Annotated in this window: 23 protein-coding genes; 13 read left to right on the plus strand and 10 right to left on the minus strand. The window is 65.1% G+C overall.

Features of this window, described 5'->3' with window-relative positions; all coding sequences use genetic code 11:
• Positions 1-98 precede the first annotated feature (98 nt).
• Together UNPF46_RS29965 and UNPF46_RS29970 are read left to right on the plus strand one after the other, a co-directional pair.
• A complete protein-coding gene (locus UNPF46_RS29965) occupies positions 99-1115 on the plus strand; it encodes a carbon-nitrogen hydrolase family protein (RefSeq protein ID WP_100174657.1) in 1017 nt (338 codons plus the stop codon).
• A 28-nt stretch (positions 1116-1143) separates the two neighbouring features.
• Entirely contained in the window at positions 1144-2184 is a 1041-nt protein-coding gene (locus tag UNPF46_RS29970; protein WP_142252404.1) for a phenylacetaldoxime dehydratase family protein, read from the plus strand.
• Here UNPF46_RS29970 and UNPF46_RS29975 read toward each other — a convergent pair.
• Together UNPF46_RS29975 and UNPF46_RS29980 are read right to left on the minus strand one after the other, a co-directional pair.
• Positions 2174-3079 (minus strand): DoxX-related protein, encoded by a 906-nt coding sequence (locus tag UNPF46_RS29975; protein WP_142252405.1) that lies wholly within the window; start codon positions 3077-3079, stop codon positions 2174-2176. The two genes, UNPF46_RS29970 and UNPF46_RS29975, sit on opposite strands and share 11 nt — an antisense overlap.
• 257 nt (positions 3080-3336) lie before the next feature.
• The gene (locus UNPF46_RS29980; RefSeq protein ID WP_142252406.1) at positions 3337-3975 is read right to left on the minus strand and encodes an HAD family hydrolase; all 639 of its coding nucleotides are present in this window, start codon (positions 3973-3975) and stop codon (positions 3337-3339) included.
• A 302-nt stretch (positions 3976-4277) separates the two neighbouring features.
• Between UNPF46_RS29980 and UNPF46_RS29985 the strand changes: the two genes are divergently transcribed.
• Genes UNPF46_RS29985 through UNPF46_RS38655 form a run of 5 tightly spaced genes read left to right on the plus strand, consistent with a single transcriptional unit; the run spans position 4278 to position 8550 of the window.
• Positions 4278-4472: a hypothetical protein gene (locus tag UNPF46_RS29985; protein WP_097658906.1), complete on the plus strand. Its 195-nt coding sequence runs from the start codon at positions 4278-4280 to the stop codon at positions 4470-4472.
• Between the two features lie 55 nt (positions 4473-4527).
• Positions 4528-4704, plus strand: coding sequence for a hypothetical protein (locus UNPF46_RS37965; RefSeq protein WP_161497175.1), 177 nt, complete (start codon positions 4528-4530; stop codon positions 4702-4704).
• Positions 4701-6992: a glycosyltransferase family 4 protein gene (locus UNPF46_RS29990; protein ID WP_142252407.1), complete on the plus strand. Its 2292-nt coding sequence runs from the start codon at positions 4701-4703 to the stop codon at positions 6990-6992. The genes UNPF46_RS37965 and UNPF46_RS29990 overlap by 4 nt, the downstream gene beginning before the upstream one ends.
• A 28-nt stretch (positions 6993-7020) precedes the next feature.
• Entirely contained in the window at positions 7021-8319 is a 1299-nt protein-coding gene (locus UNPF46_RS29995; RefSeq protein ID WP_142252408.1) for a glycoside hydrolase family 130 protein, read from the plus strand.
• Positions 8320-8355: 36 nt separating this feature from the next.
• Positions 8356-8550: a hypothetical protein gene (locus UNPF46_RS38655; RefSeq protein ID WP_100174661.1), complete on the plus strand. Its 195-nt coding sequence runs from the start codon at positions 8356-8358 to the stop codon at positions 8548-8550.
• 62 nt (positions 8551-8612) lie between these two features.
• Here the strand turns inward: UNPF46_RS38655 and UNPF46_RS30005 are convergent, their stop codons facing one another.
• Positions 8613-9512: a TRAP transporter substrate-binding protein gene (locus UNPF46_RS30005; RefSeq protein WP_246668761.1), complete on the minus strand. Its 900-nt coding sequence runs from the start codon at positions 9510-9512 to the stop codon at positions 8613-8615.
• 328 nt (positions 9513-9840) lie between these two features.
• Here UNPF46_RS30005 and UNPF46_RS30010 point away from each other — a divergent pair, with 328 nt between their 5' ends.
• The 4 genes from UNPF46_RS30010 to tsaA all read left to right on the plus strand — a co-directional run bounded on the left by UNPF46_RS30010 (position 9841) and on the right by tsaA (position 12693).
• Positions 9841-10842, plus strand: a complete 1002-nt coding sequence (locus UNPF46_RS30010; protein WP_181770179.1) for a lytic transglycosylase domain-containing protein — start codon at positions 9841-9843, stop codon at positions 10840-10842.
• Positions 10843-11081: 239 nt separating this feature from the next.
• Complete coding sequence (locus tag UNPF46_RS30015) at positions 11082-11822, plus strand: AzlC family ABC transporter permease (RefSeq protein WP_100174664.1); 741 nt, start codon at positions 11082-11084, stop codon at positions 11820-11822.
• Positions 11819-12169 (plus strand): AzlD domain-containing protein, encoded by a 351-nt coding sequence (locus UNPF46_RS30020; RefSeq protein WP_142252410.1) that lies wholly within the window; start codon positions 11819-11821, stop codon positions 12167-12169. The genes UNPF46_RS30015 and UNPF46_RS30020 overlap by 4 nt, the downstream gene beginning before the upstream one ends.
• 32 nt (positions 12170-12201) lie before the next feature.
• The gene (gene tsaA / locus UNPF46_RS30025; protein ID WP_100174665.1) at positions 12202-12693 is read left to right on the plus strand and encodes a tRNA (N6-threonylcarbamoyladenosine(37)-N6)-methyltransferase TrmO; all 492 of its coding nucleotides are present in this window, start codon (positions 12202-12204) and stop codon (positions 12691-12693) included.
• Between the two features lie 9 nt (positions 12694-12702).
• On the opposite strand, the gene UNPF46_RS30030 is transcribed toward tsaA, so the two are convergent.
• From UNPF46_RS30030 to UNPF46_RS30045, 4 genes are all read right to left on the minus strand, one after another.
• Entirely contained in the window at positions 12703-13128 is a 426-nt protein-coding gene (locus tag UNPF46_RS30030) for an HIT family protein (protein WP_100174666.1), read from the minus strand.
• A 60-nt stretch (positions 13129-13188) separates the two neighbouring features.
• Positions 13189-14427, minus strand: coding sequence for a GNAT family N-acetyltransferase (locus UNPF46_RS30035; RefSeq protein ID WP_142252411.1), 1239 nt, complete (start codon positions 14425-14427; stop codon positions 13189-13191).
• A gap of 147 nt (positions 14428-14574) precedes the next feature.
• Positions 14575-15321, minus strand: coding sequence for a glycerophosphodiester phosphodiesterase (locus tag UNPF46_RS30040; RefSeq protein WP_142252412.1), 747 nt, complete (start codon positions 15319-15321; stop codon positions 14575-14577).
• 6 nt (positions 15322-15327) lie between these two features.
• On the minus strand, positions 15328-15795 hold the full coding sequence (locus UNPF46_RS30045) for a RidA family protein (protein WP_014494672.1): 468 nt from the start codon (positions 15793-15795) through the stop codon (positions 15328-15330).
• 248 nt (positions 15796-16043) lie between these two features.
• Between UNPF46_RS30045 and UNPF46_RS30050 the strand changes: the two genes are divergently transcribed.
• Together UNPF46_RS30050 and UNPF46_RS30055 are read left to right on the plus strand one after the other, a co-directional pair.
• Complete coding sequence (locus tag UNPF46_RS30050) at positions 16044-16889, plus strand: cell envelope integrity EipB family protein (protein WP_142252413.1); 846 nt, start codon at positions 16044-16046, stop codon at positions 16887-16889.
• Positions 16890-17144: 255 nt separating this feature from the next.
• Positions 17145-17546, plus strand: a complete 402-nt coding sequence (locus tag UNPF46_RS30055; RefSeq protein WP_100174670.1) for a RidA family protein — start codon at positions 17145-17147, stop codon at positions 17544-17546.
• Between the two features lie 105 nt (positions 17547-17651).
• Here the strand turns inward: UNPF46_RS30055 and UNPF46_RS30060 are convergent, their stop codons facing one another.
• Genes UNPF46_RS30060 through UNPF46_RS30070 form a run of 3 tightly spaced genes read right to left on the minus strand, consistent with a single transcriptional unit; the run spans position 17652 to position 19638 of the window.
• Entirely contained in the window at positions 17652-18041 is a 390-nt protein-coding gene (locus UNPF46_RS30060) for an ACT domain-containing protein (RefSeq protein WP_100174671.1), read from the minus strand.
• Positions 18041-19330, minus strand: a complete 1290-nt coding sequence (locus UNPF46_RS30065; protein ID WP_142252414.1) for a DNA polymerase IV — start codon at positions 19328-19330, stop codon at positions 18041-18043. Before UNPF46_RS30065 ends, UNPF46_RS30060 begins: the two co-directional genes overlap by 1 nt.
• Positions 19327-19638, minus strand: a complete 312-nt coding sequence (locus UNPF46_RS30070) for a DUF3572 domain-containing protein (RefSeq protein ID WP_100174673.1) — start codon at positions 19636-19638, stop codon at positions 19327-19329. Before UNPF46_RS30070 ends, UNPF46_RS30065 begins: the two co-directional genes overlap by 4 nt.
• Positions 19639-19733: the final 95 nt, after the last annotated feature.

Genomic DNA, 19733 nt, shown 5'->3' on the forward strand with positions numbered 1-19733 from the left:
GAGTTTTCGTTCCGCCGTGGTCGAGCGCCCGGCCGTCCGGCTTGGCCAAATAGACTGCATCGGAGATGGCTTCCGATCAACCGGCAAGGGAGGCGGCAATGGGCATCGAACATCCGAAATACAAGGTGGCGGTGGTGCAGGCGGCGCCAGCCTGGCTCGATCTCGACGCTTCGATCGACAAGTCGGTCGCGCTGATCAGGGAGGCTGCCGAGAAGGGCGCCAAGCTGATCGCCTTCCCGGAGGCCTTCATCCCCGGCTACCCCTGGCATATCTGGATGGATTCCCCAGCCTGGGCGATCGGCCGCGGCTTCGTGCAGCGTTATTTCGACAATTCGCTGTCCTATGACAGTCCGCAGGCCGAACGGCTGCGCGATGCCGTGCGCAAGGCGAAGCTGACGGCGGTGATCGGCCTGTCCGAGCGCGACGGCGGCAGCCTGTATCTGGCGCAATGGCTGATCGGCCCCGAGGGCGAGACCATCGCAAAGCGCCGCAAGCTGCGGCCGACCCATGCCGAGCGCACCGTCTATGGGGAGGGCGACGGCAGCGATCTCGCGGTGCATGCGCGGGCCGACATCGGCCGGCTTGGCGCCCTGTGCTGTTGGGAGCATCTGCAGCCGTTGTCGAAATACGCGATGTATGCCCAGAACGAGCAGGTGCATGTCGCGGCCTGGCCGAGCTTCTCGCTCTACGATCCCTTCGCGCCGGCGCTAGGGGCCGAGGTCAACAACGCCGCCTCGCGCGTCTATGCGGTGGAGGGCTCCTGCTTCGTGCTCGCGCCGTGCGCGACGGTCTCGCAGGCCATGATCGACGAGCTCTGCGACCGGCCGGACAAGCACGCGCTGCTGCATGCCGGCGGCGGCTTTGCCGCCATCTACGGCCCCGACGGCAGTCAGATCGGCGACAAGCTCGCGCCGGACCAGGAGGGGCTGCTGATCGCCGAGATCGACCTCGGCGCCATCGGCGTCGCCAAGAACGCGGCAGATCCGGCCGGCCATTATTCGCGGCCCGACGTGACGCGGCTGTTGCTCAACAAGAAGCGCTACCAGCGCGTCGAGCAGTTCGCGCTGCCGGTGGACACCGTCGAGCCCACGGACATTGCCGCGGCGGCGAGCTGACCACCGGGATCGAGAGGAGGGCATGATCATGGAATCCGCAATTCCTGCGCATCTCGAAACCACGCGTACGCGCCACAAGCGCGTGCCGGACGATTACCAGCCGCCTTATCCGTCCTTCGTGGCGCGCTACAGGCCCGGTGTGAGCCGCGTCGTGATGGCCTATTTCGGCGTGCAGTATCGCGGCGCGGCGCCGGTGGCCGCAACGGAGGCGCTCGCCGAAATCGCGCAGCGGTTCGCTGTGGCAGGCGGGCCGTCGCATTGGGACCGCGCCCGCTACGTCGACCAGGCCGGCCATGAGACCATCGTCTCAGTTGGCTATTGGGACGATATCCCGCGCTTCGATGCCTGGTTCGAACCGGCGCGCGAGGCCTGGACCGGCCGGCAACGCGAGGGCATCGGCACCTTCATCGAAGTGCTGCGTCCCACGGTGGCGCGGCACGAGACGCTGTTCTCCTCGCCCGACCGGACCGAGGGCGTTGCCGCCATCGCGGGCGGCATGAGCGGCGAGGTGCAGGAGCACGCCTATTGGGGCGGCATGCGCGACCGTATCCCGTTGTCGCAAACCGACGCGATGGCCCCCGGCGGTGCGCCCGAGCTGATCCGCGACGGCGCGCGGCTGCGGGTGGCCGCGCACGACAATCTCTGCCTGATCCGATCCGGACAGGACTGGAGCGACACCGAGGCGTCCGAGCGAAAGCTCTATCTCGACGATGTCGAGCCGGTGCTGCGCGAGGGCATGGACTTTCTGCGCGACGACGGCCTTGCGATCGGCTGCTATGCCAACCGCTACATGCAGGTGCTCCAGACCGACGGCCGCGTGAGCGAAAAATCCTACGGCCAGAGCTGGTGGAAGAGCCTCGCCGCGCTGGAGCGCTGGGCGGAGTCGCATCCGACCCATGTCAGGATATTTGGCGCGGCGATGAAGTATCTGTCCACGCTCGGGCCGTCAGCCAAGCTGCGGCTCTATCACGAGGTCACCGTGGCGGCCGCGGACGAGCAGTTCTTCGAATATCTGAACTGTCATCCGCGAACCGGCATGTTGGCCGCGATCGAGGCGCTCAAGGTGTAACTGCTTCGGATGGCCCAAATTGCCTGGATAGAAACAGGCGCGTCAGGAGATATCCCTGGATGAGGCCAACGACGAAGAAATAGACGATCAGCGAGAGCGCAAAGGGTTTGCCGACGGGCGCAGCCTGCGTCCCGAGCGATTGCGCAAGGTCCGCTGCGAGCCCGTCAATGAATCCGCCGATTTGCCTGAAATTGATCAGTCCAACGCCCACGAGGATCTTCGTCAGCCAGTCGGAGACCTGTTCGATATTGGTGTTTGCGACCAGAGCGGATCTGGGCGGGACTGAGGGGTTGACCCTGGGAACGGCGAAGAGGAATCCGACGAGGGCACCAGTCGCGATGCACATCATTGCCCACAAATAGGCCGTGCCTCGGTTTCCCTGCAGGCCGGACGTGATGGCAAGAAACCCGGCGCAGTTTGACATCAACAAGAGGGTAGCTATCAGCAGGATTGCCAGTCCGGCCTGACCAAAGTCCATTGAGGGCCTGCGGGTCGTCCCAAGCGACGTCAGTGATGCCTCGGGATGCATCAGAAGATACACCGAGCAAATTCCGAGAAAGACGTTGTTGGGCACGATGGCGACGCGAAAGCTGGTTTGCAGCAAAGTACTGCCTGCAAAATCGGCATCATGAGCCAGGATCTGATATACTGCAGGGATGTAGGCGATCAGCAAGAACAGCGACGCAGCCGCGGCCCACCTCCGGGTCAAGGGTACCAGCAAGAGCACGCCGATCATGACTTCGAGCATGCCGGTGCTGATGGCGACCATCAGCTTGTAGGCGTCCGGGACCCAGTTCGGGATCATCCGGATCGTTTCAGCGGTCATTGAAAAATGCATCGAGCCGAACACGATCCATTCGATAGACAGAACCAGAATGCCGATGCGATCGAACAACGGCGACCTTCCGGACGCTGCTGTGTGGACTACCTCCTCGGTCGAATCCGTAACGGACATGGCTGACTTCCGGAACAAAAAAATTGGTGCGCGGCAGTGGAGGTTCAGCAAGCAAATGGATGCGTGGAGTTTAGGTCGTACAATTTATACGCGAATTGTGAAGCGAGCAACCTTGCGCATGCCTTCAACGAAGAGCCCGTCGCAACGTGAGGCGTGCGTCATCACGTTGGCCTCGGGAGCGTGAACGCCGGGGCAGCCTAGACCACGCAATGGCCGAGCAGCTCGGGATGGGCGGCGCAGATGTGATGTGCGCCGGCGTCCCTGAGCTCGGCCTCGCTGCCATAGCCATAGAGCACGCCGATCGCGGTCATGCCGTTGGTGCGGGCGCCCACGACGTCGTGGCTGCGGTCGCCGATCATGATCGCGCCGCCAGCATCGACCCTGGTCTCGTCGAGCGCGTAGCGCAGCAGGTCGCGCTTGTCGACGCGGGTGCCGTCGAGCTCGGAGCCGAACACGCGCTCGAAATAGGGTTTCAGGCCGAAATGATCGACGATGCGGGTGGCGTAGACCGCGGGCTTGCTGGTCGCGACGAACATGCGCTGGCCGGTCGCGGCCAGCGTCGTCAGCGTGTCCACGATGCCGGCATAGGCCTCGTTCTCGAACAGGCCGATGTCGCTGAAGCGCTCGCGATAGAGCAGCAGCGCGCGGTCGGCGAGCTCGTCGGTTCCGGTGAGCTTTTTCAGGCTGGCATGCAGCGGCGGGCCGATGCACCAGGTCAGTTCATCCTCGCTCGGCACCGCGACGTCCAGCCGCTCCAGCGCGTACTGGATCGAGCGCGTGATCCCCGGCTTCGGATTGGTGAGCGTGCCGTCGAGATCAAAGAAGATTGTAACCATGCTGGCCGTGCCCGTGTCGATATTGCCGCCGATGACTTGACCTAAACGAGGCCGAAGGCCAAGGCAACGCCGCCTCGTCGATTCCAGGAACCGTTTTAAAGCTCGCTATTGGCGGGGCGTGAGCGTAGTATCCTGCCATCACCGCCCTTCCCATGGCATCCATCGGTGACTGAGGGTCACTCGCGCTCCCGCCGAACGAGGAGGAGCGAGTATGTCTGGATTTCGACTGACCGATTCGAGCTTGCCGCCGGTGGTCGCCCCGCCGTTTCCATTGCGCCTGGTGACCGCTGCGGCCGTTCTGAATGGATAGGACGCCGCTCCAATATCTGGTGAGCGGGCGCGATCAGAGCGGCTACGTCAGCTTGGCGCGCGCCACGACGGCCGCAGCGCTGAAGAAGGCGAGAGAGCTATTGCAGGAAGGCTATATCGACGTGCGGATATGCACGCCGCAAGGCCGGATTCTGCTGTCTGACGAGTTCGACCAGTTCGAGGCGTGAGGAGCGCGAGGCGCCAAATGGCGTCCCCGGATTCGCAGCGAGGAAACATGACTTCATGACGATGCGTGTTGTCGCATTGGTGCTTGGCACTTTCCCGCAAGGTGCTGCCGCGAAGGAGCCGGACTGCCGCGCGATCGAGAGCACGAGCGGCCGGCTCGCCTGTCACGATGCTGCGGTTCCGCCGACAGCGATAGCTCCGACATCAAGCGAAATCATCGAGGTGCCGACATGACGCCACTCCGCCGTATCGCCGTCATCGGCAACTCGCTGCCTCGCCGGTGCGGAATTGCGACCTATACGACCGACCTGAAGAACGCGATAGCGATTTCACGCCAGGATCTCGAGACCTGCATCGTGGCAATGACCGATCGCGGTCAAGCCTATGATTATCCTCCAGCGGTCGCGTTCCAGATCAAGGATGACGATATCGAGGATTACATCCGGGCCGCGGACTTCCTCAATGCCGGCCGGTTCGACACCGTGTGTCTGCAGCACGAGTTCGGGATTTTCGGCGGTGAAGCCGGGGCCCATATCCTCGTGTTGTTGTCTCGCCTTGCCATGCCGGTCGTGACGACGTTCCATACCGTGCTGGCCGATCCGACATCTGCGCAACGGACGGTCCTCGAGCGCATCGTCGAGGCGTCGTCGAAGGTCGTGGTGATGGCCAACAAGGGCCGCGAACTGCTGCGCGAGGTCTACCTTGTGCCCGACGACAAGATCGAGGTCATCGCCCACGGCATTCCCGATGTCGCCTTCGTCGCGCCCGATGCAGCGAAAGCCAAGCTGGGATTCGAGCAGAAATCGGTCATCCTGACATTCGGCCTGTTGTCACCGAACAAGGGCATCGAGATCATGATCGACGCCATGCCGTCGATTCTGAAGCGCTGCGAGAATGCGGTGTACGTCGTGCTCGGCGCAACGCATCCCAACCTGGTCCGAAACCAGGGCGAGGCCTATCGTGAGAGCCTGGTGGCTCGGGTGCGCGAACTCGGAATTGACGATCAGGTGGTCTTCTTCGACCGGTTCGCCGATCTGGCGACGCTGCTCGAATTCATCTCGATGTGCGACGTCTATGTCACGCCCTATCTCAACGAGGCCCAGATGACGTCGGGAACCCTGGCCTACAGCTTCGGACTGGGAAAGCCGGTCGTCTCGACGCCTTACTGGCATGCCCGCGAGCTGCTTGCCGACGGGTATGGCGTCCTGGTGCCTTTCAGCGACGCCACGGCGATTGGCGAGGAGATCGCAGACTTGCTGACCGACGACGCTCGCCGGCAGGCGATGTCCCGGCGCGCCTATGCGGCGAGCCGGACGATGACATGGGAGCGGGTGGCCGAGCGCTACGTGTCCGTCTTCGAGAATGCGCGGCATGGTCATCGGTTGAAGGTTCTCGCGCGCTCCGAGGTGAGCTCGCCGGAGCCTCGTAGCCCCGCGCCGCCCGACATGCAGATCGGTCATTTCCTGTCGATGTGCGATGATGTCGGACTGTTCCAGCACGCGGTACATTCGGTGCCGGATCGCGCGCACGGCTATTGTGTCGACGACAATGCCCGAGCACTGCTGCTGGCCTGCGTCCTCAATGGTCCAGGCGAACAGCCGCTGTCCGAGGTCTTGACGAGCCGGTTTGCAGCATTCGTGCAGCACGCCTGGAACCCCGACACCGGGCAATTTCGCAATTTCATGGGCTTCAATCGAACCTGGCTCGAAGACCGAGGGTCCGAAGACAGTCAGGGGCGGACGTTATGGGCTTTGGGCGAGGCCGCACGCAGAGACGCCAGCCCGGCCCGGCGCCTGTGGGCGGCGGCCTTGTTCGCCCAGGCATTGTCGATCGCGGCGGGCTTTCGTTCGCCCCGCGCGTGGGCGTTCACGTTGCTGGGCTTGGACGCCTATTGCGCGGTGACTCCGGACGATCTCCATGCCAGGGAAGTTCGGCATTCCCTTGCCGACAAGTTGATGGCTTGTCTGGCCTCGGTCGAGACGCCGGACTGGGTGTGGTTCGAGGACGGGCTGGCCTACGACAACGCGCGACTGCCGCAGGCGCTGATGCTCACGGGCATGGCGACGCAGGCGCCTCAATATCTCGATGCCGGGTTGAGGTCTCTGCGCTGGCTCATGGCGCAACAGACGACCGCGGCAGGGCATTTCCGACCGGTCGGCACCGCCGGCTTCGGCGAGCGGCGGCAACATCCCCGTGCCTTCGATCAGCAGCCCGTGGAAGCAACGGCAACGATCGCTGCCTGTCTCACGGCGTGGCGGGCCGAGGGCGATGCCGAATGGAAGGCCATGGCAACGCGGGCCTTTGCCTGGTTCCAGGGCAGCAACGATCTCTCGGTGGCGCTGGTCGATCCGCTCACCGGCAGTTGCAGGGATGGCTTGCACCCCGATCGCGCCAACGAAAACCGCGGGGGCGAGTCGGTTGTTTGCTATCTCCTCGGACTTGCGGAGATGCGCCAGCTTGCGCGCGTCAATCCGAGCCTGACGCGGCCTACGGCGTTGCGCGCCGTGAGCGCCCGAACCTGATCTTCTCACTCAGCGAGGCCGGGATCCCGTGTCACAAGCTTCTTTCCTGAACCGGCAGGGGCTTTATCTGCGCCCCGATCCAGCGCGGGTGATCGTGCGGCCATTCAAGCCGGCAACCGAACCCCGCGACCTGAATCCGACCGACAAGATGCGTGCAAATCACATCGTACACCGGGTTCTTGGGCTCAGTCCGGAAGCCGTCGCGGATCAGCTCGCGGATGTCCTGGACAATTTCCAGGGGCGACATCGTAACCTTCTGGAGCGGTTCGAGGCCCGCGCGGATGAAATGGAGGATGCTTTCGCGACGCACGGCCTCTTCTCGAAGACGCAGCGTCAGCTGATCGGCGCCTATTTTCTCAGCGAGTATTCGTTCGAGGCCTCTGCCTTGTTCAACCCCAGCATCGTCCCGCACCCCGATCAATCGACGGCACCGAAGGGTGGCGCGCGCTTCATCGTCAGTCTCCGGGCCATCGGCGAGGGCCATGTGTCGTCACTGACGTTTCGAACCGGAACGATTGCGGCTGACGGAAGCCTGGCCGTCGATCCGACGGCGCGCCTTGCCTCGGTTCCCCGCATCAGCCATCGCGCATCCGGGCCGGACGGCGATCGTGTGGAATTGATGTTCGCTCCGGAGGAGGACCTCAGCGAGCGGGTCATCTTTCCCGTGACCGATTCCCAATCTAACGGCATCGAGGATGCGCGCTTTGTCAGATTCAGCGACGGCGGTCGAGAAACCTACTATGCGACCTATACGGCCTATAGCGGACGGGCGATCCGGTCCGAGTTGATCGAGACCAGCGATTTCATGTCGTTTCGAATGACGCCTTTGCGAGGCGCAGCCGCAAACAACAAGGGCATGGCGCTGTTCCCCCGCAAGATCGGCGGCAGCTATGCCATGATCGCGCGACAGGACAATGAGAACCTGTATCTGGTCTATTCGGACGACCTCTACACATGGGAGGGCGGCCGGCTCCTCCTGAAACCGCAGTTTCCATGGGAGTTCGTCCAGATCGGCAATTGTGGGGCGCCCATCGAACTGGACGAAGGTTGGCTGCTGCTGACGCACGGTGTCGGGCCGGTCCGGAAATACTCGATCGGAGCGGCGCTGCTCGACAAGCGCGACCCGTCCAGGGTGCTGGCACGTTCGGTCGAGCCGCTGTTGCGGCCTGAACCGTCCGAGCGCGAAGGGTATGTCCCGAACGTCGTCTACACCTGCGGCGCGATGAGGCACAATGACCGGGTCATCCTGCCATATGCCGTGTCGGACACCTTCTCCAGTTTTGCAACGATGAGGATTTCGGCGCTCATCGAGGCGATGTGCCGCTGAGCGCGGCTTTCTCGAACGTTGACGTCAGGAGCACAGATGAACGAGCGACTTGAAACATTGAAGAAGGCCCGCGATCGCATGATCGAGGACAGAGACACCCATGCGAAGGTGCTGGCCGCTCCCTTCGATCGCGACAATGCCGAGCGCGCACGGAACAAATTCGTCGAGCTCCAAACGTTGATTGACGCCCTGGACCGCGCAATCAGGGCAGAACATCCCGTCTCGGCTTAAGGCCGATACGAGCGAAAGGCGGGTCTCGCAGACATTCCATTGCAGGACCGCCGCGCTGCATTTTACTGCTGTCTCGCCCATGCGACGATCGCGGCGGCATCCGCGCCGGCCTGTGCTTCCCAGGCGGCGATCGCAGGCGTTGCCGCCTGTCGGAGCGCGGCGATCAGGGAGGCCGGCGCCGGCTCGACGATGCGCACGCCATTGTCGCGCATGCGCGCGTAATTCTCGGTGGTGCGATGGGCCAATAGCGCGAACTGGCTTTGTTCGGTCTCGGCGGCGGCGGCCAGCACCTCGCGCTGCATCGGCTCGGGCAGTTCGGCAAAGGCGTCGTTGCGGACGAAGGCGATCGAGACCGGCATCGCATAGTTGATGGCGGTGAAGTGCGGCAGGAAATCCCAGAGCTTGCGTCCCGCGCCGCCATCGCCGGAGGTGAGGAATGCGTTCAGCCGATGCTCCTTCAATCCGGCGAGCGCGGCGTCCATCGGCAGGAACTGCGCGTTGGCGCCGGCTGCGCGCATGACCTCGCTGGAATTGGAATCATAGGCCCGCAAATTCAGTTTCGGCAGGTCGTCGGCTCCTTCCAGCGCACGCTCCGACCAAAGCCCCGTGGCGGGCCAGATCGTCAGATAAAGCAGCTTGAGGCCGCGCGCCGCCAGTGCCTTCTCGTAGAGCGGGCGCGCCCGCAAGTTGGTGGCGCGGGCGAGTTCGGCCGATTGCACGAGGAAGGGCAGGGTGGACAATCCGAGCACCGGGTCGATGCCGGAGAGCGCGCCCGCGAAGGCATCGCCCCCGGCGATCCGGCCATCGAGCGCGGCGCGCGGCATCTCGCCCGAATTGATCTTGAGGCTGTTGTCGTACGCGTTCGCCACGGTCACGAAACCGTTTGTGCGCGCCGCCACGCGACCGGCGAAGGTGGTGAGGCCGATCCCGGAGATGTTATTCTCAGGGTATTCCGTGGTCATCCGCCAAGTGACCTGGGAAGTGACCTGGGAAGTGACCTGGGAAGTGACCTGGGAAGTGACCTGGGAAGTGACTTGAGAAGTAACTTGGGACGTGACGCGCGGATTCTCTTCCGCGGCGGCTGGGGCAAGGCCCAGCACGACGAGCGCGACAAAGGCGAAGATGACGCGGATCCGTTTGGCGGGGTGACGCATTGGGAGAGACAGGTCAGGCAGCATATTGGCAACTCGTCGAACCATGGCAGGATGTCACAACTGGGCAGCTCACCTTGTTGCACGCCGCATCGGCGCGCGCCACAGCCGCGCCTGCTCATGGTTGAGGCGGATTGCAATGCCCATGATCGCCGCGTTGCTCGTTTCGGCGACGCAGGCGCCGGCGGCGGATGACCCGCCTGCAAAGCCCGACGCCGCGGCGCCGAGCGTCGAGGAGCCCGCAAAGCCGCCGGAGAAGCCCCAGGAGAGCTCCCAAGAGAAATCCCAAGAAGAATCCCAGGAAAAATCCCAGGAGAAATCCCCCGACGCACGCGAGAGCGACACGCGGGAGTCGATCTGCCTGATCGTCGAGGCCGCCGCACGCGATGCCAATCTGCCGCTGGAATTCTTCGCCCGGGTGATCTGGCAGGAAAGCCGTTTCCAGGCCGACGCCGTCGGTCCCACGACACGCAGCGGCGAGCATGCGCAGGGGATCGCGCAGTTCATGCCGGGCACGGCAAGCGAGCGCGGGCTGCTCGATCCGTTCAACCCGGTGCAGGCGCTGCCGAAATCGGCGGAGTTCTTGAGCGAGCTGCGCAGCCAGTTCGGCAATCTCGGCCTTGCCGCGGCCGCCTACAATGCCGGCCCGCGGCGCGTGCAGGAATGGCTCGCCGGCACCGGCGGCATGCCCGAGCAGACCCGCAACTACGTCTACGCCATCACAGGCACCAGCGTCGATTCCTGGGCCAAGGCAGGAGCGACCGGCAAGGGCCCGCCGAGCTCGCCGCCGACGAGCTGCCGCGATCTCATGGCGCTGCTCAAGCGCGCGCCGAATGCCTTCGTCGCCGAGCTGGAGCAGCATGTCGAGCTTGCGGCCGCAAAGGCCTGGGGCGTGCAGCTCGCCGCCGGCTTCGACCGCAACAGGGCGCTGGCGATGTATTCCCGCGCCGTGACGCGGCTCAGCACCGTGATCGGCGAGCGCGACCCGAGCCTGCTGAGCTCGGTGATGCGCAGCCGCGGCACGCGCGCGTTCTACCAGGTACGCATCGGCGCGGATACGCGCAGCGAGGCGGATGATCTCTGCGGCCGGATCAGGAAAGCGGGCGGGGCCTGCTTCGTGCTGAAGAACCGGGGTGTGTGAGCGGGCGGGCTAAGTATCTCTCCGTTCGTCATTCCGGGGCGCGCCCGCTTGGGCGCGAGCCCGGAATCCATCGTGCCGCGATCTCTGTGGCCTGATGGATTCCGGGTTCGGCTCTTCGAGCCGCCCCGGAATGACGGCGGTGGGGGTGTCACGCATGCCAGCCCCGACGCCGGCTTCCTTGACGCGAGCCGCCGTCTCACCCGTTATGCGCGCACGATTCCTCACCAGCCAAAGCACCCGTGGCACTTCCTCCGCTCGATTCACCGCAATGGAATAGCCGCTGGCTTGCCTTCGGCTGGGGCCTGCGCTCGGTCACGCAGACGATCCTCACACTCGTCCTGTTCGCGACCTATCTCGGCATCGGCGCGCTGGCCCATGACACCCATTTCAGCCTGCTCTGGGCGCTCTGCTCGACGCTGTTCGTCTGGGCAGGTCCAGCGCAGATCATCCTGATCACGACGCTCGGCTCGGGCGCCACCATCATCCAGTCGGCGATTGCGGTCACGGTCAGCGCCATCCGGCTGTTTCCGATGGTGGTCTCGGTGCTGCCCTTGATGCGCACGCCGACGACCAAGCGGCGTGAGCTGTTCTTCGCCGCGCACCTCACGGCCGTGACGCTGTGGGTCGAATGCCATCGCTTCCTGCCGCAGGTGCCGCGCGAGCGGCGCATCGCCTTCGTCAACGGGCTCGGCTTCGGCCTCGTCTCGGTGTGCCTCACCGCCAACACGGTCGGCTATTTCCTCGCCGCCAACCTGACGCAGACGCTTGGTGCCGCGATCCTGATGCTGACACCGCTGTCCTTCCTGTTCTCGACCGCGCGCAACAGCCGCGAGGCCGCCGACGTGGTCGCGCTGGCGCTCGGCGTTCTGCTCTATCCGCTGGCCGCGAAGATGAACTCCGGCCTCGACATCCTCGTCAGCGGGCTCGTGGCCGGCACGATCGCCTATGGCGTGCATTGGTGGCGGGCGGTGCGCGCATGAGCTACGCACAGCTCATCGGCGACTGGCAGGCGCTCGTCGTTCTGTTCATCGCCGGCGTCGTTCCCAACCAGATCTGGCGCATGCTCGGCCTGTGGTTCGGCGGCGGCATCGACGAAGGCTCCGAACTGCTCGTGTGGGTGAGGGCGGTTGCCACTGCCATCCTCGCCGGCGTCATCGCCCAGATCGTGGTGCAACCGCCGGGTGCGCTCGCCAGCGTGCCTGATGCCTTGCGCTACGGCGCGGTGGCCGCCGGCCTCGTCGTGTTCCTGCTGACCCGCCGCTCGATCTTCGCGGGCGTCGTGACCGGTGAAGTCTTCATGCTGGCCGGCAAGTGGTGGTTGGGCTAAAACCGCCGGCGAACAGCTAGGGAATAGGACATATGGTTCGCGAACAGGAGCTCCGCGAGGGCGAGGTCGCCATCGAGCTGCCGCCGACGCAGGATGCTGGCCTCGTCTTCATCGGCCGCATCCGCACGCCCTGGACGTCGCGGCTGGAGACGCCGCGGCAGGGACGTCAGGACGGCCCGATCTGCCGGCTCGAGATCTTCGAGCCGTTCGTGCCGGCCATCAAGGGCGTCGATTTTTACAGCAATCTCGAAGTGCTCTACTGGCTCGACCAGTCGCGCCGCGACATCATCCTGCAGAGCCCGAAGAACAACGAGAAGACCCGCGGCACGTTCTCGCTGCGCTCGCCGGTGCGGCCCAATCCGATCGGCACGTCGATCGTGAAGCTGGTCGGCATCGAGGGCAACACGATTCTGGTGCGCGGGCTCGACTGTCTTGACAACACGCCGCTGATCGACATCAAGCCTGACCGCTGCGAGTTCACGCCATTGGCGGCGCCGCAGAAGGGCGATTTCGAGACGGAGTAGGAATGACGATCAGGCCTTCAACGCCGCGATCAGCTTGGCCGCGTTCTCTTCCAGCACCTTGGCGTCTTCCTTGCGGCTGGCCGGCGGCAGCATGGCCACGCCGTCGTGGCGCGGCATCACGTGCATGTGCAGGTGAAAAACCACCTGTCCGCCGGCGGGCTCGTTGAACTGCTGGATGGTGATGCCGTCGGCGTTGAAGGCCTTCATGGCGGCGGCCGCGATCTTGTGCGCGCCGCGGGCGACGTGGGCGTAGTCGTCCGGCTTGATGTCGAGAATGTTGCGGGCAGGGGCCTTCGGGATCACCAGCGTGTGGCCGGGCACGCGCGGCATGATGTCGAGGAAGGCGAAGACGTGCTCGTCCTCGTAGACCTTGCTGCAGGGCAGCTCGCCGCGCAGGATCTTTGCGAAGATGTTGTTGGTGTCGTAGGCGGTCATGGCGGCGGCTCCCGAGAAACTTGCAATTTTGCGCTTACTGTCACCAGCCGCAGCAAACCGTCAAGGCGCCTCGTCGATGCCTTTGCGGAACGGGCCGAGCTCGGCGAGCTCACGTCCGGCGTCGGCGACATAGGCGCGCTCGCGCTTGAGGTAATCGCCGATGGCGCGGCGCAGCCCGGGATCGGCGATGAAATGCGCGGAATGGGTCGTGCGCGGCAGGTAGCCGCGCGCGATCTTGTGCTCGCCTTGCGCACCGGCCTCGACATGGGTGAGGCCGCGTTTGATGGCGAAGTCGATCGCCTGATAGTAGCAGACCTCGAAATGCAGGAACGGGTGATGCTCGACCGCGCCCCAGTTGCGGCCGAACAGCGTGTCCGAACCGATGAAGTTGATCGCGCCCGCGATCCAGCGATCGTTGCGGCGGGCCATCACCAGCAGCACGTCCTCGCTCATGGTCTCGCCGATCAGCGAGAAGAATTCCCGCGTGAGATAAGGCCGGCCCCATTTGCGCGAGCCGGTCTCCATGTAGAATTCGAAGAAGGCGTCCCAGGCGTCCTCGGTGATGTCCTTGCCCGTGAGCCAGTGGATGGTGATGCCGGCGGCCAGCGCATCGCGCCGCTCGCGCTTGATCGATTTGCGGTGGCGCGAGTTCAGTGTCGCCAGGAAGTCGTCGAAGCTGGCAAAGCCCTCATTGTGCCAGTGGAACTGCTGGTCGGTGCGCTGCAGGAAGCCGTGCTCGGCGAGCAGCTTCCACTCGCTCTCGCGTGCGAAGGTGACGTGGACGGACGAGGCCTTGCTGACGCCGCACAGCGCCACGAGGCCGCTCGCCAGGGCGTCCATGACGCGCTCGCGGTCGACGCCGTCGCGGACCAGCAGGCGCGGGCCCGTCGCCGGGGTGAAGGGAACCGAGACCTGCAGCTTCGGATAATAGCGTCCGCCGGCGCGCTCATAGGCGTCCGCCCAGCCGCGGTCGAAGACGTATTCGCCCTGGCTGTGCGATTTCAGATAGCAGGGCACGATGCCGGCGACGCGGCCGTCGATCTTGGCCACGAGATGCCGCGGTCCCCAGCCGGTGCGGATGGTAGCCGAACCGGATGTCTCGACGGCCGAGAGAAAGGCGTGGGAGACGAAGGGGTTATAGGCAGGTGTTGAGAGGCCGAGGGAATCGCCTGGAGGGGTGGATGAGGTTCCCGCGTCAAGCCCACATTTGCCGCCGGGATTGGCGCAGGCGTCCCAGTCCTCAGGGGATACTTCGCCAATCGAAGGTACGGCCTCGAGCGTGATTTCGGATGATGCCATCGTTGCCCAAGATCGTGCATTGCAGCAGCGACTTCAAGGGGGTGGGATTGGAGGTCTCGTGCCCCGGACACAGCACAGCGCTCCTTCAACGTTGCGCCGGAGAGCCGGGGCCCACGTCACCGCGAGTTCGTGGAGAGATGGTCCTGGCTACGGCACGAAGCCCTCGAAGATCATCTGATCGGCATACCGGCCGACCCGCGCCCGCTGCTCCGGGGTGCGGACGGTCCAGCCGAGCAGGGCGCAGCCGAACAATTTGCGGGCGATCCAGGGCGCGGGGGCGGGCAAGTGGTCGACCTTGAAGGCGACGAAGTGGGGCTGGGTCTGAAAACCGTGGCGCAGGTACAGCATGCTGTCGCGCTGCGCCGGCGTGAGCTTGGCCCAGTAATCGTCCTCATAGGTGCGCTGCGCGACGATGCCGCGCGGGCGGTTGGGCAGGAGCTGGCGCAGCGCCAGCACCTGGTCGGGGTCGAAGGACATGCCGACGGCCGGGCCCTGGTAGGACGCCAGCACATCGGCCATCCGCTTCACCAGCTTGCGGTCGCCATCGAAATGGCTCTTCACCTCGATCACCAGCGGCACGCGGCCGGCGACCAGGGCGCAGAGGTCGGAGAGCGACATCATCCGCTCGTCCGTGTCCTTGAATTTGACGGCCTTCAGCTCCGCGGCGGTCTTCGACACCACCTCGCCGGTGGCCTCGGTGAGGCGGCCCAGCGCATGGTCGTGGTGCACCATGGCCTCGCCGTCGGCGGAGAGCTGGATGTCGACCTCGATCGAGAAATTGCCTGCGATCGCAGCCTGCACCGCGCCCGGCATGTTCTCGACGATGCCGCGGGAGATGTCGTGCAGGCCGCGATGGGCGACCGGCCGGGCTGTCAGCCAATCCGGAGCGCGCATTTGGCGTCAGGCGACCTCGAACACGCCTTCGACCTCGACCGCCGCATCGGCGGGCAGCGAGGCGACGCCGACGGTAGTGCGGGCATGGCGGCCCTTGTCACCGAAGGCCGCGACCATCAGGTCGGAGGCGCCGTTGAGCACCTTCGGCCCATCCAGGAAGTCCGGCGCCGAGTTGATGAAGCCGCCGAGGCGCACCACGCGCACCACCTTGTCGAGATCGCCGAGCGCCGCCTTGACCTGGGCCAGCAGATTGACCGCGCAGCCGCGTGCGGCTGCCGCGCCGTCCTCGATCGAGACGCCGGCGCCAAGCTTGCCCTTGGCGATCAGCTTGCCGGCGGGATCGAAGCAGACCTGGCCGGAGACGAACAGCAGATTACCGGTGCGCACGAACGGGACGTAATTGGCGACGGGCGTGGGGGCCTCGTGCAGCTTGATGCCCTGTTCCGCCAGCTTCTGCTCGACCGTGCCCGCCATGTCCGACCTCGTTGTCCAAAAATCATTCGCCCCGGCGCGTCTACAGACGGCCGGGCGCGCCCTGTTTCGCCCATCGGGCGGCCACATGCAAGCAACCCGCTAGGGGGCGCCTTTTGTCGAGGCGCGTCGGCAGGTTCAACGGCAGGGCCGCAACTTTACGTGAAACGGCCTCAGTTGCGACGCAATGGAACGGTCATTAAAATGTCGAATCTGCGCTTCCCCCAAGGACGCGTCCCCAAGGAATAGACATGGTGCACCTTTTCCGGACTTCGCTCGGTGTCTTGACGCTCGCGGCGGCCAGTTTCGGCCTTGGTGAGGGCGCGCAGGCCGCCAACGGTCCGTTCCTGCCGCATCAGGCGCTCTATGACCTCAGCCTGGTGAAATCGCGCTCCAATTCGGTCAACAGCGCGCGGGGCCGCATCCTCTACAACTTCACCGGCAGCTCCTGCGAGGGCTACACCTCCGAATTCCGCCAGGTCTCCGAGCTCGACAGCGGCGAGGGCAAGGTCACGCTCAGCGACCTCCGCTCCAACTCCTGGGAAGACGCCGCGGGAAAAAGCTACCGCTTCAAGATCGAGACGCGGATGAACGAGGCCGATGCCGGCCGGGTCGATGGTTCGGCCGAGCGCGACGGCGACCACATCAACGTCAAGCTGAAGCTGCCGGCGCCGAAGAGCTTCACGCTCGACGGCAAGATCGTATTCCCGACCGAGCAGATCCAGCGCATCATCGCCGCCGCCAAGGAGGGCAAGTCGCTGCTCGAGCTGTCCGTCTATGACGGCTCCGACGACGGCCAGAAGGTCTACAACACGCTGACCGTGATCGGCCAGCCGATCCCCGCCGACCGCACCGCCTCGCCGGATCCGTCGACATCGGACGAGCACATGAAGTCGCTCAAGCGCTGGCCCGTCACGGTCAGCTATTTCGACCGCGAGGCCCAGCAGAAGGAAGGCGAGCAGACGCCGGTTTACGCGATGTCGTTCGAGCTCTACGAGAACGGCGTCTCGCGCCAGCTCATGCTCGACTACAACGACTTCGTCATTTCCGGCGCGATGGGCAAGTTCGACGTCAAGGACAGCAAGCCCTGTAATTGAGGGCTCCTGCTAGAGCCGCGTACCACGCACTCCACACCGTCACCCTGAGGCGGCCGCTTCTTCAGCGGCCCTCGAAGGGCGACGGCCCGGCTGTAGCAGCGGGGGCGTGCATCCTTCGAGGCTTCCCATGCGCCGCTCCGCGCCGCACGGCGCGCACCTCAGGATGACGGGCATGAGTGTTGCGCGTCGCATCTAGCTCTCGTCACACTCTCCGGCTACGCTCCCTCCCAACCAGAAACCTCAGGGAGCCAGCCCATGCCCAAGATCGATCATCTCCGCCCCAGCGGCCTGCATCTCAATCCGGCCTATTCCCACGTCGTCACCGCCACGGGCGCGCGCACCATCTACATCTCGGGCCAGGTTTCGACCGACGAGGAGGGACGGATCGTCGGCGAGGGCGACATCGCCGCGCAGACCACGCAGGTGATGCAGAATCTCGGGCACGCGCTGAAAGCGGCCGGCGCGAGCTATTCCAACATCGTCAAGATCACGACCTTCGTCGTGAACTACAAGCCGGAGCTGCGCCCGATCATCGGCAAGGCCCGCTCGGCCTTCTTCGAAGGCATGGAGCCGCCGGCCTCCACGCTGGTCGGCGTCTCCGCGCTCGCCGCGCCGGAATGGCTGATCGAGATCGAGGCGATCGCGGTCGCGGATTGAAGATCTTGTAGCCCGGATGGAGCGCAGCGTAATCCGGGAAGCTCGCTGCGGATGCACTGCCCCGGATTGCGCTGCGCTCCATCCGGGCTACGGGTGCTTCGCCTCCTACATCTCTCGCAGCAGCGCCATCGCCTCGTCCACCCGGTCAATAGGCACGAAGAGATGGTCGTGGTGAAAGGCCGACACGGCATTCACGCTGATGCCGGCTTCGGCCAGGCGCGTCGTGATCGCCGCCAGGAAGCCGACGGCATCGAGCGCCGAGTGAACGCTCAACGTGATCAGACGCGAGGCGAACGCGTGGCGTAGTCCTGCCGCTTCGGCCTCCTCGCGACGGATGACCAGCGTCGTTCCTTCCAGCTCGCGGAATGTCATGAGCGGATGGAGGTCTGCTGGAATAGTCTCGCCTGCAGCGATCGTGCAGAACACGAAGATGCCCGGCCGCAGCTCCGGCTTCATGTGCCTCAGTAGCGCGCCTAGATCGCGTTCACCCGTCATCACTCCTGCGCCTTCTCCGGGCCCTCATAGGCGATGCCGCGGATCACCGCGGCGCTGCCGAACTTCTTGCGCAGGCTGTCCACCGCGCGTTCGGCATGGGCGGCGCGGCGGTCGAGCATGTCGGTGTCGTCGGATGCCGAGCCCTCGCGCAGCGCGCTGACGCCGGCGCCCATCAGGCGGAAGGCGGTGCCGTCGATCTCTTTCGCCAGCATCTCGCGGCAGATCGAGAATATCTTGGCGGCGAGCTGCGTCGGTGCTGCGATCGACTGCGAGCGCGTGCGCTGGCGGAAATCGGCGGTCTTCAGCTTCAGCGTGACGGTCGAGCCGGCGAGCTCGCTGCTCTTGAGGCGTGACGACGTCTTCTCGCACAGCCGCCACAGGATCTTCTCCAGCGTCGCGAAGTCGCGGATGTCGGTCTCGAAGGTGGTCTCGCTTGAAATCGTCTTGGCCCCGCGATCCGGCTCGACGCGGCGGTCGTCGATGCCGCGCGCCAGCCGCCACAGCCTGCGGCCGTCGCTCGGAAACTGCCGCATCATCTCGATCTCGTCGGCCTTCTGCAGATCGGCGATGATGCGGAAGCCGCGCTGCACGAGCCGCTCCTGCGTGGCGGGACCGACGCCGAAGATGAAGCCGACCGGCTTGTCCGCCAGCATCAAACGGGCTTCCTCCTGGTCGAGCGCGGCGAAGCCGCGGGGCTTGTCGAGGTCGGAGGCGATCTTGGCCAAAAACTTGTTGCAGGACAGGCCGACCGAGACGGAGATGCCGATGTCGCGCTCGACCTCGCGGGCAAAGCGCGCCAGCACCTTGGCCGGGATCATGCCGTGCACCCGCTCGGTGCCGGAGAGGTCGAGGAAGGCCTCGTCGATCGAGAGCGGCTCGACCAGCGGCGTCAGCGCCTGCATGGCCTGGCGCACCTCGCGGCCGACGCGGACATACTTCGCCATGTCGGGCGGGATCACGGTCGCATGCGGGCAGGCTTCCAGCGCCTTGAACATCGGCATCGCCGAGCGCACGCCATAGGTGCGGGCGATGTAGCAGGCGGCCGACACCACGCCGCGCTTGCCGCCGCCGATGATGACGGGCTTGTCGGCGATGTCTGGATTGTCCCGCTTCTCGACCGTCGCGTAGAAGGCATCGCAGTCGATATGGGCGATGGTCAGCGAGGCGAGCGCCCGGTGGCGGACGAGGCGAGGGGAACCGCAGGCTGCGCAGCGCCGCACGCCCATATCCAGGTCGGCCAGACAATCCCGGCAGAAGCAGCGGGGCCCGGCCGGGTCGGGGAGGGTCACGGCACGTCGCGCTCCCAGGTTCGGTCGCCGAGCGCGTCGCCGAGGACCTGCCGCGCTGCGGCGACGTTGGTCGGGTGCAGTTCGGCGGAGCTGGCAAAGGCCTTCACGGTGGCGTCATCGCCCAGCACGAAATCGAGCACGCTGAGCAGGAAATTGGGGTCCCCGGCGGCATTGCGCAGGGTCTCCGGACCGACCCCCGTCTCGGCCAGGAACAGGCCCAGCCGCTCGGGTTCGCTCGCGACGAAAGACAGCGCCTGAATCGCAACGATTTCAGCGACTTCGCGGGGGTTGTGAACAGGCTTTTTCAAGGGGACGGTTTGCCTTTCCGTTAACTTTCGGTGTCTACTTTGAAGTCATCATGCCCGAGTCTCGGCCTCAAGTCTTCCGACCCCCGACAAGCAAC

It is taken from the genome of Bradyrhizobium sp. UNPF46, assembly GCF_006658625.1.
GTDB classification, from domain to species: Bacteria; Pseudomonadota; Alphaproteobacteria; order Rhizobiales; family Xanthobacteraceae; genus Bradyrhizobium; species Bradyrhizobium nitroreducens.

Bases quoted from the DNA above. Each gene is read 5' to 3' on its own strand.
- UNPF46_RS29965 (WP_100174657.1), top strand. From the start codon at position 99: ATGGGCATCGAACATCCGAAATACAAGGTGGCGGTGGTGCAGGCGGCG.
- UNPF46_RS30045 (WP_014494672.1), bottom strand. From the start codon at position 15,795: ATGGCGGGCACGGTCGAGCAGAAGCTGGCGGAACAGGGCATCAAGCTG.
- UNPF46_RS29990 (WP_142252407.1), top strand. From the start codon at position 4,701: ATGACGCCACTCCGCCGTATCGCCGTCATCGGCAACTCGCTGCCTCGC.
- UNPF46_RS37965 (WP_161497175.1), top strand. From the start codon at position 4,528: ATGACGATGCGTGTTGTCGCATTGGTGCTTGGCACTTTCCCGCAAGGT.
- UNPF46_RS30030 (WP_100174666.1), bottom strand. From the start codon at position 13,128: ATGACCGCCTACGACACCAACAACATCTTCGCAAAGATCCTGCGCGGC.
- UNPF46_RS38655 (WP_100174661.1), top strand. From the start codon at position 8,356: ATGAACGAGCGACTTGAAACATTGAAGAAGGCCCGCGATCGCATGATC.
- tsaA (WP_100174665.1), top strand. From the start codon at position 12,202: ATGGTTCGCGAACAGGAGCTCCGCGAGGGCGAGGTCGCCATCGAGCTG.
- UNPF46_RS30005 (WP_246668761.1), bottom strand. From the start codon at position 9,512: ATGACCACGGAATACCCTGAGAATAACATCTCCGGGATCGGCCTCACC.
- UNPF46_RS30050 (WP_142252413.1), top strand. From the start codon at position 16,044: ATGGTGCACCTTTTCCGGACTTCGCTCGGTGTCTTGACGCTCGCGGCG.
- UNPF46_RS29985 (WP_097658906.1), top strand. From the start codon at position 4,278: ATGGATAGGACGCCGCTCCAATATCTGGTGAGCGGGCGCGATCAGAGC.
- UNPF46_RS30040 (WP_142252412.1), bottom strand. From the start codon at position 15,321: ATGCGCGCTCCGGATTGGCTGACAGCCCGGCCGGTCGCCCATCGCGGC.
- UNPF46_RS29970 (WP_142252404.1), top strand. From the start codon at position 1,144: ATGGAATCCGCAATTCCTGCGCATCTCGAAACCACGCGTACGCGCCAC.
- UNPF46_RS30010 (WP_181770179.1), top strand. From the start codon at position 9,841: ATGCCCATGATCGCCGCGTTGCTCGTTTCGGCGACGCAGGCGCCGGCG.
- UNPF46_RS29980 (WP_142252406.1), bottom strand. From the start codon at position 3,975: ATGGTTACAATCTTCTTTGATCTCGACGGCACGCTCACCAATCCGAAG.
- UNPF46_RS30055 (WP_100174670.1), top strand. From the start codon at position 17,145: ATGCCCAAGATCGATCATCTCCGCCCCAGCGGCCTGCATCTCAATCCG.
- UNPF46_RS30020 (WP_142252410.1), top strand. From the start codon at position 11,819: ATGAGCTACGCACAGCTCATCGGCGACTGGCAGGCGCTCGTCGTTCTG.
- UNPF46_RS30060 (WP_100174671.1), bottom strand. From the start codon at position 18,041: ATGACGGGTGAACGCGATCTAGGCGCGCTACTGAGGCACATGAAGCCG.
- UNPF46_RS30035 (WP_142252411.1), bottom strand. From the start codon at position 14,427: ATGGCATCATCCGAAATCACGCTCGAGGCCGTACCTTCGATTGGCGAA.